Origin of the sequence: Rhizobium lentis, assembly GCF_017352135.1 — a bacterium.
GTDB lineage: Bacteria > Pseudomonadota > Alphaproteobacteria > Rhizobiales > Rhizobiaceae > Rhizobium > Rhizobium lentis.
Genome location: NZ_CP071455.1, coordinates 633,252 through 645,523, shown reverse-complemented (window position 1 = coordinate 645,523; position 12,272 = coordinate 633,252). Strand labels below are relative to the sequence as shown.

16 protein-coding genes and 1 pseudogene are annotated in these 12,272 nt (G+C 60.6%); 8 read left to right on the top strand and 9 right to left on the bottom strand.

The window, feature by feature from the left end; genetic code table 11:
- Position 1: 1 nt before the first annotated feature.
- The 4 genes from J0663_RS25250 to J0663_RS25235 form a co-directional block, all read right to left on the bottom strand.
- Positions 2-574, bottom strand: a complete 573-nt coding sequence (locus J0663_RS25250) for a TRAP transporter small permease (RefSeq protein ID WP_207244738.1) — start codon at positions 572-574, stop codon at positions 2-4.
- A 217-nt stretch (positions 575-791) separates the two neighbouring features.
- Positions 792-1,766 (bottom strand): sialic acid TRAP transporter substrate-binding protein SiaP, encoded by a 975-nt coding sequence (locus J0663_RS25245; protein ID WP_207244737.1) that lies wholly within the window; start codon positions 1,764-1,766, stop codon positions 792-794.
- Positions 1,767-1,790: 24 nt separating this feature from the next.
- Complete coding sequence (locus J0663_RS25240; RefSeq protein WP_207244736.1) at positions 1,791-2,549, bottom strand: FadR/GntR family transcriptional regulator; 759 nt, start codon at positions 2,547-2,549, stop codon at positions 1,791-1,793.
- A gap of 107 nt (positions 2,550-2,656) precedes the next feature.
- Positions 2,657-3,730, bottom strand: coding sequence for an Ldh family oxidoreductase (locus tag J0663_RS25235; RefSeq protein WP_207244735.1), 1,074 nt, complete (start codon positions 3,728-3,730; stop codon positions 2,657-2,659).
- A 127-nt stretch (positions 3,731-3,857) separates the two neighbouring features.
- On the opposite strand from J0663_RS25235, the gene J0663_RS25230 reads away from it, so the two are divergent.
- The gene (locus tag J0663_RS25230) at positions 3,858-4,118 is read left to right on the top strand and encodes a hypothetical protein (protein WP_207244734.1); all 261 of its coding nucleotides are present in this window, start codon (positions 3,858-3,860) and stop codon (positions 4,116-4,118) included.
- 30 nt (positions 4,119-4,148) lie between these two features.
- On the opposite strand, the gene J0663_RS25225 is transcribed toward J0663_RS25230, so the two are convergent.
- A complete protein-coding gene (locus tag J0663_RS25225; protein ID WP_207244733.1) occupies positions 4,149-4,877 on the bottom strand; it encodes a Crp/Fnr family transcriptional regulator in 729 nt (242 codons plus the stop codon).
- Positions 4,878-5,114: 237 nt separating this feature from the next.
- Here J0663_RS25225 and J0663_RS25220 point away from each other — a divergent pair, with 237 nt between their 5' ends.
- Both J0663_RS25220 and J0663_RS25215 read left to right on the top strand, forming a co-directional pair.
- The gene (locus tag J0663_RS25220; protein ID WP_207244732.1) at positions 5,115-6,488 is read left to right on the top strand and encodes a sensor histidine kinase; all 1,374 of its coding nucleotides are present in this window, start codon (positions 5,115-5,117) and stop codon (positions 6,486-6,488) included.
- Positions 6,489-6,678: 190 nt separating this feature from the next.
- Positions 6,679-7,419 carry a Crp/Fnr family transcriptional regulator gene (locus tag J0663_RS25215; protein ID WP_207244731.1) on the top strand — a complete coding sequence of 247 codons (741 nt, stop codon included), beginning with the start codon at positions 6,679-6,681 and terminating at the stop codon, positions 7,417-7,419.
- Here J0663_RS25215 and J0663_RS31755 read toward each other — a convergent pair.
- Genes J0663_RS31755 through J0663_RS25200 form a run of 3 tightly spaced genes read right to left on the bottom strand, consistent with a single transcriptional unit; the run spans position 7,403 to position 8,337 of the window.
- Positions 7,403-7,780 carry a DUF6894 family protein gene (locus J0663_RS31755; protein WP_311043493.1) on the bottom strand — a complete coding sequence of 126 codons (378 nt, stop codon included), beginning with the start codon at positions 7,778-7,780 and terminating at the stop codon, positions 7,403-7,405. The genes J0663_RS25215 and J0663_RS31755 overlap by 17 nt on opposite strands.
- Positions 7,749-8,045: a hypothetical protein gene (locus tag J0663_RS25205; protein ID WP_207244730.1), complete on the bottom strand. Its 297-nt coding sequence runs from the start codon at positions 8,043-8,045 to the stop codon at positions 7,749-7,751. Before J0663_RS25205 ends, J0663_RS31755 begins: the two co-directional genes overlap by 32 nt.
- Positions 8,038-8,337, bottom strand: coding sequence for a hypothetical protein (locus tag J0663_RS25200; RefSeq protein WP_246590429.1), 300 nt, complete (start codon positions 8,335-8,337; stop codon positions 8,038-8,040). Before J0663_RS25200 ends, J0663_RS25205 begins: the two co-directional genes overlap by 8 nt.
- A gap of 273 nt (positions 8,338-8,610) precedes the next feature.
- Here J0663_RS25200 and J0663_RS25195 point away from each other — a divergent pair, with 273 nt between their 5' ends.
- The 3 genes from J0663_RS25195 to J0663_RS25185 all read left to right on the top strand — a co-directional run bounded on the left by J0663_RS25195 (position 8,611) and on the right by J0663_RS25185 (position 10,091).
- Complete coding sequence (locus tag J0663_RS25195) at positions 8,611-8,982, top strand: response regulator (RefSeq protein ID WP_207244729.1); 372 nt, start codon at positions 8,611-8,613, stop codon at positions 8,980-8,982.
- A 131-nt stretch (positions 8,983-9,113) separates the two neighbouring features.
- On the top strand, positions 9,114-9,416 hold the full coding sequence (locus J0663_RS25190; protein ID WP_207244728.1) for a hypothetical protein: 303 nt from the start codon (positions 9,114-9,116) through the stop codon (positions 9,414-9,416).
- A 243-nt stretch (positions 9,417-9,659) separates the two neighbouring features.
- Entirely contained in the window at positions 9,660-10,091 is a 432-nt protein-coding gene (locus tag J0663_RS25185) for a DUF983 domain-containing protein (RefSeq protein ID WP_207244727.1), read from the top strand.
- 27 nt (positions 10,092-10,118) lie between these two features.
- Here the strand turns inward: J0663_RS25185 and J0663_RS25180 are convergent, their stop codons facing one another.
- Entirely contained in the window at positions 10,119-10,838 is a 720-nt protein-coding gene (locus J0663_RS25180) for a Crp/Fnr family transcriptional regulator (protein WP_207245499.1), read from the bottom strand.
- A 294-nt stretch (positions 10,839-11,132) separates the two neighbouring features.
- On the opposite strand from J0663_RS25180, the gene J0663_RS25175 reads away from it, so the two are divergent.
- Together J0663_RS25175 and J0663_RS25170 are read left to right on the top strand one after the other, a co-directional pair.
- A complete protein-coding gene (locus J0663_RS25175) occupies positions 11,133-11,849 on the top strand; it encodes a Crp/Fnr family transcriptional regulator (RefSeq protein ID WP_207245498.1) in 717 nt (238 codons plus the stop codon).
- A gap of 30 nt (positions 11,850-11,879) precedes the next feature.
- Positions 11,880-12,111 (top strand): annotated as a pseudogene (locus tag J0663_RS25170) (molybdopterin-dependent oxidoreductase); the annotation flags it as partial.
- Positions 12,112-12,272: the final 161 nt, after the last annotated feature.

The following is a 12,272-nucleotide window of genomic DNA, read 5'->3' as shown; positions in this document are numbered from 1 at the left end:
ATCACCCCTCCACACTCTGGAATTCTTCGGGCCGCTCCAGGACGGAATAGCCGCGACGCATATTGGCGATGAAGACAATGATCGCGCGGACCAGCATCAGCACGAAGGCGACGAGAACGGAGTAGAAAACGATGTTGCGCGGCAGCTCGATGGTGACCATCTGCTCGTCGGCGACGATCTCGACGTAACGCCACATCAGATAGCAGCCATAAGCGAAGAAGCCGATGCGGACGATATCGACGAAGGTCGCGAGCACGCGCGCCAGGCCCGCCGGCATATAGTGATAGAAGACATCAACCTGAATATGCCGCGACATGCGCACGCACATGGCGGAACCGAGAAAGACGACGCCGATCAGGCAGTTGATGGCGATTTCCTCGGTCCATGCATAGCTGTCGTTCAGCACATAGCGCGTGAAGAACTGCAGGAAGACGCAGCCCGCCATCAGCCAGAAGACGATCAGCGTGATCCAGTCCTCGATGGCATAATCCGCGACATTTGCCGTCGGCGCGTGCCCCTCGAATTCGTGGCCGATTTCCTCGGCCGTGATTGGCGTATGAATTTCTTGCGACATGATCGGCCTTGTCTGGGTTGGGAAGAAGGGCGCGGGGCTTGGGCGACGCGACCTGAGAGCTGCTGGGATCGTTCCTTCCCCGACTTCATCCTCGGCCTTGTGCCGAGGATTTGCTGTGTATCGACGTGGGCAGATGCTCGGGACAAGCCCGAGCATGACGAAGGAAGGGTTGGCGGGCTTGGGACGAGCGCGACGTGGGGACGTCGCGCAGCGAGTTTTACTGAATCGCCCGGATCGCTTCCCAATCGGCCTTTTCATAGCCGAAGTCCTCGAACTTCACCTTTTCCATCACGGTCTTTTCGAAATCGGTTTTGTCGACTTCGGCGACGTTCAGGCCCTTTTCCTTGAAGGTCGCGACGAGGGTGTTTTCCTTGCCGGCGATCGTCTTGGTGGTGCGCTCGGCGGCGGCCTGCATAACCTCACCGAAGATCTTCTTGTCCTCGTCGGAAAGGCTCGCCCACCGCGTCTTGGAGATGACAGTGTTCAGGTGGTCGACGATATGGCCGGTGAGGATGATGTTCTTCTGAACTTCGTAGAACTTCTTCGCCTCGATCGTCGTCAGCGGGTTTTCCTGCGCCTCGACCGTGCCGTTCTGCAAAGCGAGATAGACCTCGGCGAAGGCGATCGGCGTTGTGTTGGCGCCGCAGGCGCGCGGCATGGCGAGATAGGCCGGAACGTCGGGCACGCGGATCTTCAGGCCCTGCATGTCGGCGCATTTTGCGATCGGCTTGTTCGAGGTCGTGTGGCGCGTGCCGTAATAGCTGACGGCGGCGATATGGTTGCCGGTCTTATCCTCATAGCCCTTGGCGAGACGCTTGAAGACGTCGCTCTTCGTATAGGCGATCAGGTGATCGGGGCTGCGGAAGATATAGGGGAAGTAGGTGACGCCGATCGGCTTGTAGTCGCGCGCTGCAAAGCTCGAGCCTGAGATGATGATGTCGACCGTGCCGAGCTTCAGGCCCTGGTTGATGTCGGCTTCTTTGCCGAGCTGCGAGGCCGGATAGACCTCGATCTTGTAGCGGCCGTCGGTGCGCTTGGCGATTTCTTCGGCAGCCCAGACGGAATCCGTGTGGAAGGGCTCCGAGGTTTCATAGACATGCGCCCACTTCAATACCGTCTGGGCGTGCGCGACCGCCGTCGTCGCCATGATCGCGGCTGCGGTGCAAATTATCGTTGCCAGTCTGCTTTTCATTTCTCGCTCCTCCCGAGCTCGGGTTTAAGTCTTGTTGGCTCCTTTCGCGCCCGCCTTGTCGCGGGCGCGCTCCTCCTCTCCCGAAAACTCCTCCCCGAAGCTCTCGGAAAACCTCTTCTGTGACATGGTGAGATGGCTGCGCATCGCAGCCTTCGCGCCTGCGGCGTCGCCGGCGGCGATCGCATCGCGGATGGCCCGGTGCTCGTCGACAGCGCTGCGCCATGTCGTCGGTCCCTCGAAATGGCTGGCAAGCTTGGCGAAATAAGGGGTCATGCGCATGTCGAACATCTCGCCCGTTACGCGGGTCAGCGTCGCATTGCCGACGATGGCGGCAATGCCGGTGTGAAAGGCGCGGTCGGCGGCGAGCACCGTCGCCGCATCGTTGACGCCGCCGCTCATCCGCATCAGCGCCTCGTCGAGCACGGCGATATCTTCAGGCTTCGCCCGGGTCGCCGCTTCCTCGGCGATGGCGCATTCGATAATGGCGCGCGCCTGCAGCAGCTCGAAAGGTCCCTCCACCGGCTCGCTCTCGCTTGCCGTCATGCTGACGGCATGCCGGCGCACCACGTAGATGCCGGAGCCCATGCGGATGTTGACGAGGCCTTCGACCTCGAGAACGATCAGCGCTTCGCGCACGGTCGGGCGCGAGACCGACAATTGCTCCGCCAGCTCGCGCTCGGCCGGCAGCTTTTGGCCGACGACAAGCTCTCCGCTCGTGATCATCGAACGGATCTGATCCGCCACCTGCCTGTAGAGGCGGCGCGATTCAACAGGCGAAAACATTCTGGCCTCCCCGGCGGCTTCTCCTCAAGCACGCATCTGGTCAACTGGCCTGACCAATTCATCAAGGGATAGCATCGCATGTATTGTGCGTCAATCGGCCACACAGCTCAAACAGGACTATTGACGCCATAGGTGGAGCCGAGCGCCCGGAAGGATTCGACAGTAGCCGGATCAAGCTCGATGCCTTCCTTTTCCCGGTGCACGGCGACTTTCCATTCCCGGTCGCCCGGCGCCATCACATTGAAGCCCTCCCGCGCCGGCGAGCTGCGCAAGGTGTCGAGGTAACGCGTCATCGCCGCATCGAAGGTATCGATATCGACGAATGCACCGGGTTTGAGCGCGATCACGAACGCGCCGAGACCGCGCGGCGTCGAGAAATCGGGGCCGGGCATCGGAGCTATGTCGAAACTGAGTTTCATGCCCGTCAGCACGGCACTCAAGATCTCGCAGATGCCGGCGAGCCCCGCGCCCTTGAAACCGAACTCGCCGCCGAGCGGCGCCAGCATGTCCGCCACCTCCGGGTCCCTTGTGTCGTAGCCCCGCTCGTCGGAAGCGACGCCGGCCGGCAGCTCCCGGCCGAGGCTTCGATAGAGCTGCACGCGGTTATAGGGCACTGCGCTCGTTGCCATGTCGAACAGCCAGGGATTTTGCCCTCTGACCGGCACGGCGCAGGCGATCGGGTTGGTGCCGTGGAAGCGCATCGCTCCATCATGCAGGCGCACGAAACTGTCGGAATTGCAGAAGGCAAAGCCGATGAAGCCGTGTTCCGCGGCGTCGATCGCATAGGCGCCGGCCGGCCCGAAATGAGAAGAATTCCGGATGGCGACTGAACCGATCCCGAATTCGCCCGCCAGTCGCGTCGCATGGGTCATGGCGGTGTAGGTCGCGAGCGCGCCGTGCGCATTATCGGCGTCCAGCGAGGCGACGGCGCCGAAGGCGGTGGCGAGCGCCAGCTTGGGACTTGGATTAAGTCGGCCCTCGACCAGCCCCTTCACATAATGGGCGAGCAGTCGCACGCCATGGCTGTCGATGCCGTGGCGGCTGCCGTGGATCATCCCCCTCGTGGCGGCCTCCGCGGTCGCATGGTCGGCGCCGGCTGCTGTCAGGATCTGCCTGCAGAAAGCGTCGATTGCCGCAAGTGGCGTCAGGAGGCTGGACGATGAGGGGCTGTCTGTCGGCATGTTCTTGATCCACTCCAATCACGTTTTCACAGGGTGTAGCCATGCACCGGTCGCCCGTAAACGGCGAAAAGAACGGGAACCTTCGCCATTTTTCCGGGTTGGGTGAGCTGATATTGGGAGCATGATGATGAATTATCTCTGGCTTTTTGCAGTGGCGGGAGGAGCGGCCGTTCTCGGAATTGCCCTTGCTTTCGGAATGATCAAGCAGGATGGCCGGCGCTCGGTAGCCGCCATCGCTTGCGCCTTTATCGTTGCCATCGGCGCCTTGGGTCTTGGAGTCTATGTCTCCAAAGAACCCACCGCTCCGCTGCGCTCCTCCGACCGCGAGGGATCGCAGAACAGGCTTCCGGGTGCTGCGACGACCGAAAAGGATCTGCCGGGACAGTGACCGATGGAAGATCGCTAGTGTCCAACGTCCCTAATTGTACATGACCAGAGGACGACGGCGTGTCTGCGGCCAGTCACGGCCCGAAATGCCTGGAACATTGTAGGCGTCGGCCGCGAAGGCTTCCAGAGAGGCGCGGTTGCGGATGATTACCACGCCTCGGGTGGAATAGATGAGATGCTGGCCCTCGAGAACATGCAGGGCGTCCGTCACGCTGGAGCGCCGCACGCCGAGCATCGTCGCCATATATTCGTGGGTGATTTCGATCTCTTCCCCTTCGAGGCGGTCGTGGCACATCAGGATCCATTTCGCCAGGCGAACGTCGATCTTGTGAACGGCGTTGGAAAGCGCGGTGTTGGCGACCTGCACGAAAAAGGTATGGAGAAAGCGCGAAAGCAGCCGCCGGACCGCGGGGCGGTCGGCCAGGAAGCACTCCAGGGCGCCGGCTTCCACACGGCGTCCATGGCCGCCGACCTGCATCATCACATCAAAGGAGAACTGTTCCCTATGCATCGTCAGGGCCGGTGGAGACATTCCGTCCCTGCCGAGTACGCCGATCTCGGCCTTCCTGCCCTCGGGACTCGTCGCCACCATGGAAGCTATGCCGTTTTCCAGGAAATAATAGTGGCTGACCGGCGTGCCCAAATGGACGAGCTCGAAATCGCGCGGAAGAAGAAGCGGCTCCAGAATGCGCTCGAGATCCAAAAGCTCCGGATCCGCCAATTGCGACAGGATGAGATTTTCGCTTTCGAACGCGCGCATCACTCAGCCCTTTGTTGGCGAGAGGACACCACCTTCCAGCCGTCAACGCCAGAAGGTCCACGCTCCGCGGGACCAAAGGCCATTAGCTTTGCGATGACCACTAGCGAGGCGCACTAGCCTAAACTCCTATGGTCGGCGGAAGGTTCCGTCGGCGAGTTTTGTACGTAACCGCACTCGGGAGAGACATTGCTGTAGCAAGTGCTAATGTAGGTGACGGCAATTCCAGGGCGCGCTGGCATGGATCAATATCCGCTTCCGAGCGACGAGACTGAAATCTATCGGCACATCGTCGAGAGCGCTGGGGACTATGCGATTTTTGCGATGGATCGCGACGGCACTGTTTTGACGTGGAGCGCCGGTGCGAAGAATATTTTCGGCTATTCGGATACCGAAATCATCGGGCAAAGCGGTGCCACAATCTTTACCTTCGAGGATCAGCTGGCAGGGGCGATGCTCAAGGAGATCAGGCTTGCCTTGACCACCGGACGGGCCGACGACAATCGCTGGCATGTGAGAAAGGACGGCAGTACGTTCTGGGCTTCGGGACTGATGATGCCGCTCCGCAACAATGCCGGCGAGACCTACGGTCTCCTGAAAATCGTCCGCGACCGAACGCAGATGCTTCATCAGGACCAAGCTCGGCGCGCCAGCGAAGAGCGCCTCCAGCTTATTCTCAAAAGCGCAATCGATTATGCGATCTTCTCTTTTGGCCGTGATGGGCGGATCATCAGCTGGAATACCGGCGCCTGCCGCATTTTCGGTTATGAGGAGAGCGAGATCCTCGGTCGCAACGCCCGCATCTTGTTCGTTCCCGAGGACCGCGAAGAGGAGGCTCTGGAGCGCGAGATGCAGGCGGCGGCCGAGCACGGCCGCGCCGAGAACGAGCGGTTCCACTTGCGTAAGGACGGCTCGACATTCTGGGGCAGCGGTTTGACCATGCCGCTACGCGCCCAGCGGGCCGGTTATCTCAAGGTGCTTCGGGACGATACCGAGCGTCATTTCGCCGACGAGCATCAGCAGATCATGCTGCGGGAGATGAGCCATCGCGTCAAGAACAGCCTGGCTCTGGTTGCGGCCATGCTCGCCATGCAGGCTCGTTCGACAACGCAGGAGGAGGTCGGACAGGCGCTTCGGGATGCTGAAGCGCGAGTGGGAACCATTGCGCAGGTGCACGATCAACTGTGGCGGCAGCCTGATATCGAAACGGTGGATCTCGCCGATTTCCTGTCGAGCCTTTGCCAACGCCTACAGCAATCGACCTCCGGCCACACGGTATCGGTCGAGGCCGATCCATGCATGATCGATGCGGACCGTGCGATCCAGATCGCTCTTCTCGTCAACGAGCTGGTAACCAATGCCTTCAAACACGCCTATGCTGACGTGGCGGGCGCCGTCACCGTCAGCGCCCGGAGCATTGCCGACGAAATCCGCCTGGAGATCGCCGACGACGGACAAGGCCTGCCGCCGGAAGTGCTGTCCGGCGAGAACGGCGGAAAGAGCCTCGGAATGAAGATCGTGCGTGCGTTGGTGCAGCAACTGAGGGCTGAGCTTCAAATCGAAAACCGGGACCCCGGCACGGGGTTCGTGATCCGGCTGCCGAGGGAGGTTTGAGAGCGTTCCGTCCCGGCCACGGTAATTGTCCGGGGGGGGGGCGCGTGCGGGTTCTATAGCTCGGCTTTTGTCAGAACCGTACAATACCTTTCTGGAGATGGTCATCATTGCACGCATGACCCATATACCTGTCATTACCGCCAACGAGGCGTCGGTATGAGCACGGGCTGTCTCCCGCCAGGAGATGAGCATGCGCGTACCGGACCAACGCAATGTTCGGAATTTGCTGTTGAAGGCCCTGCCGGCCGAGGCATTCCAAAAGCTCACCGGCGATGGCAGTCTGATTGAACTTCCGGCCAGACATGTTCTGGTCGAAGCCGATCAGCCGAACGAGTATGTCTGTTTTATCGAAGACGGTCTTGCCTCGATGGTGGCGGCCAATGGCGATGACGAAGCCGTCGAGGTGGGGCACATCGGACTTGATGGCATGTCCGGGCTTCATGTCCTGCTGAGAACGGATACGACACCCAACCGCACCTTCGTTCAGGTCGCCGGCTCCGGCGTGCGGGTTTCGGTGAAAAGCTTCAGCCAGGTGCTGGCGGAATTTCCGGCCGCCGACGAACTGTTCCTCAAATACATGCATTGCTGCGACATTCAGCTGGCCCAGTCGGCGCTTGCCAACGGGCGCTACAACATGCACGAGCGGCTCGCCCGCTGGCTGCTGATGTGCCACGACCGGCTGAGTGGCAACGACCTGCCGCTGACGCATGAGCTCCTGGCCATCATGCTCGGCGTGCGCCGCGCAGGCGTCACCAACGAACTGCACGTCATCGAAGGCCTGCGAGCGATCCGGTCGACCCGCGCCAATGTCCGGATCCTCGACAGAGACCGCCTGGAAGAAATCGCAGCCGGCTGCTACGGCGTTCCGGAGCGCGAATATCAACGTTTGATCGGTCTGCCGATCCGGCGCCCCACTAATCGGCACTCCTGATCGTATCGGCGAAAGGCACGATCAGAAGCAGGCTCCCCTGTTCGTCGCAGATGTAGATCTTTCTCGCTGAAATGTCTTTTCCCGAAAGAATTGCCTGACTCATGAGGGCTCTTGCATCCTGAACGGCTTCGCGCCTGGCGTCTTCAATGGTTGCCAGTTCCGAACCATCGGGATCAACGACCGTGCCGGTGTCTGAAACGACGTTGAAATAAAATCTTGGCATCAGCCGCCCCATCGTTGCAGAATCAATGCCATAGCCTGTCTTAAGGTTCCGTGGAAAAGAACCAGGGCGCCCTTTAAATCCTCGTTTCAAATCCCTGCTGTCGAAATCAGTGGGACGTTTCGGCGCCGCCAGTGGCAAGGCGCGTCATCGTCGCGCGAAGATCGAGGAGCTCCATAAGAATGATCTCCCATTCCTCGTCATCCGCTTTGGCAATCGATATGACCGAAGCGTCGATCATGCGAAGCAGATGATCGAGAGCCGGAGCTCGACCGAAATTGTCCGGCACTCCATCGCGCAGGTTTCTAAGATCGGCAACGATCTGTCGCAGAGCGATCTGCCGATCCACAAAACCGAGTTCGGAATGACCCGCCACGACAGGAGCACTTTGCAGGGTTCTATCCATCGTGCCCCTCCGCCCGCCTGGCGTTCTGACGCACCTGTGCGCAGGACGCCGCATCCGGGGCGATCAGCAGTTCCTCCGGATCCAGATGCACATGTCGCATCAGGCCTGCGAGCTTGTGCTTGTCTCGAATTCCGCATTCGAACCAGGATACGAGTTCTCTGGCAATATGTTCGGCTGCCGGGCTGGTGATCTCGTATGATTTTTCCTGGCACCAGTCCTCAAGGACCGTGGTCAGCATCGCCACGTCATCGGGCTGTAACGGCGGCTTCGTGATTCCCGCGTGCTGCATCATCCGCGTTCCTCCCCTTGTATGCGACGATCCTAAACTTAGGGTCATCGATTTCAACAGCTGGTGCGGAAGCGTACGGACCGGACGATCGTGGTCAGATCCGGATCGCCGGGGGAACAAGGCGGCCCGGCAAGGGTTCGGCGGTCAGGGCAAAATGAACGTCGCATGACAGGCTCGAATATGGTAGGCACGATACAGGCGCGGACCCGCCTATGTTTCTAACCGCCATTGAACAGCATGATCGCCCTAAATCCTGGATTACAGTAGGCGTCCGCCATGAAGTCGCTCAGTCCGGTCGCCGGTAAGACGATCCTTATCATTGGTGATGCCGGCTTCCTTTCGGACGGTGCCAGAAAGGCGTTGATCGCGCGCCAGGCGGTGCTCGCCGGCCCCGTCGTCACCTCCAGCGCCATGGAGTGCTTGAGAGAGGGCCTCCCGTTCGATGCGGTGATCATCGATGTGACGATTTCCGACGAAGCCATGCTCTGGATAAATGATTGGTTGGAGGCGCGCCGGATTCCTTTCATCTTTGCTCATGACGAGCGGCCCGAGACACCGCCGGGCGGATTTGTCGTCAGCGGGCGCCCTTCCGACGTGGACGCCATAGTTGCCGCTCTGTTCGGAGGGGACCCGTCCTACTATCACTAACTGCCCTGTGTCCCCCTACGGGCGCGATGCGATGGATGTTCGCTTCTGTACAATGGAGGACGAGGAGTTGTTTCGTCTGCAATTGAGTCCCATTATCCAAAAACGAACGATGAAGCTTCGAGACCACGATTATGCTCGATTCTCAATCCATCCATCTGAAAGCGCTTGATTCAGCCGATCTTCAGCGTCTGCAGGTCGTATTGGATGTGATCTGCCGCGAGGCTGGCAAAGCCGTGCGCTCGCCGGAAATGCAGGAGCTCGCCGCGCTGCTCATTCGCCTCTATCGCCACGGTTTGACAAATGAGGACAAGCTGCTGTCGGTCGGCCGTCTGGCGGCAGCGCGAAAAGGGCACTCCCCAGCTGCTGCCGCCACGGCCGGGCGGAGATCGAAACGGCCGGTCCGTCAACTCAGTCTGACGAGGAGCAGCTCATGAATGACGATGAAAACGCGCGAGCCGACGTCGAAGGAGCGCAAAAGGAGCCGTTGATGCCAGGAAAAAACCGCCGGCCGGTCCTCACGCCAAGGATCATCTCATAGACGAAAGACGCCCGGCGCCGGCGCGCTGCCCGGGAAGGTCGAGCAGAGCATCACGCCGGGATCAGGCTGACCCAGGGCCGGCGTGGCGGAAAACGCCGTCGGCTGCGGAACCTGCCCCTTCCGGCGCAGTTCGAGGAGAATGGACCCCGAACACGAAGCTTCCACCGACTATCAGGTAACGACCAACCCTGCCCTCACGGGATTTTTGGGACGTTGCCCGCGGTGCCAGCGCGGTCATCTGTTTTCCGGATATCTCACGCTCGCCCGAGGCTGCGAAGTCTGCGGACTGGATTATTCCTTCGCGGATCCGGCGGATGGACCGGCCTTCTTCGCGATGTCGATCGTCGCCGTCCCGGCACTCGCATTCGCCCTCTGGTTCCAGTTCACGTTCGAGCCGGCAATCTGGATGCATCTCATCGTCAGCCTGCCGCTCAGCGTCATCGCCTGCATCCTCATCCTGAGGCCGCTGAAAGGCTGGCTCGTCTGCTCGCAATTCTTTCACAAGGCTGAGGAAGGCAGTATCGACAGAGCCTGGCATACCTCCGAGAAGGTGCGGAGAGAGCGATCCTGAGGCGCTCGCGCGGCGGCGGCATGCTTTTCAGCGGGCGAGATCCTTCCCGATCAGCCGCCGGTATTCTTCTTCGGCAGCGCCGTAAGATCCATGCGCCTCTTCGATCAATCCCCGGCGGTTGAGGATGACGATCTGGCGCCGCGTGGAGCGGATCAGCCCTTTGCCTTCCAGCAGATGCAGCGCAACCGTCACGCCGGCGCGGCGGACGCCGAGCATCACCGCCAGAAACTCGTGGGTCAGCCAGATGGTCGCGCCATCGGTCCGGTCATGGACCATCAGCAGCCATCGGGCCAGCCGCTCCTCGAGTTTGGCGTGGCCGTTTGCCAGCACCGTCGACGTTGTCTGCGCGAGCAGCGCCTGGACATAGGCAAGAAGCAGGCTGCGTAAGGGGCGGCTTTCCTCCATCGCCGCAGAAAGGACCGAGGCCGGCAATTTGAAGCCATGGCCGGCAACTTGCATGAACGTCCGGTTCGCGGACTGATTACCGCCCAGGATGACGGCCGCGCCCGTCATGCCCTCGCGGCCGACGATGCCCACTTCGATATCGCGTCCGCCTGGAAATCTCGCCACGATCGAGGCGAGCCCTGATTCGAGAATGTAGACGTCGCTGACCGGGCTATTCTCCATTTCGAGGATGGTGGGCACCTCGAGATCGACGGGCTGCAGATGCGGCAGCAGGAGTGCCTGCTCCTGCGGGCCCATGGCGCGCAAAAGTTCATTCCGGAAATTCAATTGTTGGTCATCCATGTCCATCCGCGCATCGGTGTTAATGCGACCCCTGCTGCGGGCGAACCTAACCATCTAGAATCGTTGAGCAATACACTGTGCACTAGCGTACAGACCGTCAGTATCCGTTTGATCAGTCCTGGCCCGCGCCTGCGGTTCGGTGGGACACCCGCGAGATCCACCCCTGAGGCCGGGGAACCAAGCAAGGGCTTGCGAGTTGCGTGTATGAGAAAAACAGCGAGCCGTCGTTCTCTATCTGAATCGCTCACACAGCCTCGAATACCGCGCACTTCCGGGGGAGCATTGGCAGAAGCAATGACACCGTACAAGGAAAATCGTTTACTTGCGCTCTTGCCCGAGGAGGAGTTTGCGGCCGTCCAATCCCATCTCGAACCGACTGACACTCCCCGCGGCTTTGTCATTGCCGAGGCCGGCGCAACGATTGAGTACGCCTATTTTCCCTGCTCGGGCGTCGGTTCGGTCATCAACATCTCGCCCGAGGGCAATCGCGTCGAAGCCGGTTTGTTCGGCCGTGACGGATTTGCACCTACCGGAGCGGCGATTGACGCCGGGATCAGCATCAACGAGGTCGCCGTCCAGGTGCCTGGCTTTGCCTATCGGTTGGCGCAGGACAAGCTGGCGGATTTGATGAAAACCCAGCCGGTGTTTGCCGGCCTGCTCCACAGGAGCACGCATGTCCTCGCGGTTCAGGCCGGGTTCACCGCGCTCTCCAATGCGATTCACGGGATCGACGAGCGGCTGGCCCGCTGGATATTGATGTGCCATGACCGAATCGACGGTGATAAGCTCGCTTTGACGCACGAGTTCATCGCCTGGATGCTCGCGGTCAGGCGGCCGAGCGTCACCACGGCTCTGCATATGCTCGAGGGCAACCATTTCATCCGCTCCGTCCGCGGCCTGGTGATCGTCCGGGATCGCCCTGGCCTGGAGGAATTCGCCGCCGATGCCTACGGCAAGGCGGAGGAGGAGTATGAGCGGCTGATCGGCCCTCTGAAAAAAACGAAGCGATAGCTTACTGTAACAGCGGCAGCTATATCTCGGCAGTGCCTCGGCCTGAAACCGGAGGCCCGCTACATCGTGTTCCACTGCGCGGACGAATACGAAAAGACACTCGATGGCAGCGGCTGGTATTATGAGAGCATCTGTCGATGCCTTCCATCCGCAGACGATACTTGCCTATTCGATGAATGGCCGAGACCTCAAAGTGACGCATGGAGCGCCGTTAAGGCTCAGGGTCGAGCGGCAGCTCGGTTACAAGCAGGCGAAATATCTGGCGCAGGCTGCAAGGGTAGGAAAAAGCTTGGCCATGAACTCTCCTGACATGGGTTTGCCGTGTCCGCCGGCGCCCCGCCGACGGCTCCCACCCAAGCATTCGAGAGGGTGTGGAGATGCGTTACAGCCTCAAGCGCATGTGATAGAGCTGTGATGTCCGCA

What these genes read in the sequence shown, in the direction of transcription:
- J0663_RS25250 (WP_207244738.1), bottom strand. Translation starts at nt 574, where the DNA reads ATGTCGCAAGAAATTCATACGCCAATCACGGCCGAGGAAATCGGCCAC.
- J0663_RS25245 (WP_207244737.1), bottom strand. Translation starts at nt 1,766, where the DNA reads ATGAAAAGCAGACTGGCAACGATAATTTGCACCGCAGCCGCGATCATG.
- J0663_RS25240 (WP_207244736.1), bottom strand. Translation starts at nt 2,549, where the DNA reads ATGTTTTCGCCTGTTGAATCGCGCCGCCTCTACAGGCAGGTGGCGGAT.
- J0663_RS25235 (WP_207244735.1), bottom strand. Translation starts at nt 3,730, where the DNA reads ATGCCGACAGACAGCCCCTCATCGTCCAGCCTCCTGACGCCACTTGCG.
- J0663_RS25230 (WP_207244734.1), top strand. Translation starts at nt 3,858, where the DNA reads ATGAATTATCTCTGGCTTTTTGCAGTGGCGGGAGGAGCGGCCGTTCTC.
- J0663_RS25225 (WP_207244733.1), bottom strand. Translation starts at nt 4,877, where the DNA reads ATGCGCGCGTTCGAAAGCGAAAATCTCATCCTGTCGCAATTGGCGGAT.
- J0663_RS25220 (WP_207244732.1), top strand. Translation starts at nt 5,115, where the DNA reads ATGGATCAATATCCGCTTCCGAGCGACGAGACTGAAATCTATCGGCAC.
- J0663_RS25215 (WP_207244731.1), top strand. Translation starts at nt 6,679, where the DNA reads ATGCGCGTACCGGACCAACGCAATGTTCGGAATTTGCTGTTGAAGGCC.
- J0663_RS25205 (WP_207244730.1), bottom strand. Translation starts at nt 8,045, where the DNA reads ATGGATAGAACCCTGCAAAGTGCTCCTGTCGTGGCGGGTCATTCCGAA.
- J0663_RS25200 (WP_246590429.1), bottom strand. Translation starts at nt 8,337, where the DNA reads ATGATGCAGCACGCGGGAATCACGAAGCCGCCGTTACAGCCCGATGAC.
- J0663_RS25195 (WP_207244729.1), top strand. Translation starts at nt 8,611, where the DNA reads ATGAAGTCGCTCAGTCCGGTCGCCGGTAAGACGATCCTTATCATTGGT.
- J0663_RS25190 (WP_207244728.1), top strand. Translation starts at nt 9,114, where the DNA reads ATGCTCGATTCTCAATCCATCCATCTGAAAGCGCTTGATTCAGCCGAT.
- J0663_RS25185 (WP_207244727.1), top strand. Translation starts at nt 9,660, where the DNA reads ATGGACCCCGAACACGAAGCTTCCACCGACTATCAGGTAACGACCAAC.
- J0663_RS25180 (WP_207245499.1), bottom strand. Translation starts at nt 10,838, where the DNA reads ATGGATGACCAACAATTGAATTTCCGGAATGAACTTTTGCGCGCCATG.
- J0663_RS25175 (WP_207245498.1), top strand. Translation starts at nt 11,133, where the DNA reads ATGACACCGTACAAGGAAAATCGTTTACTTGCGCTCTTGCCCGAGGAG.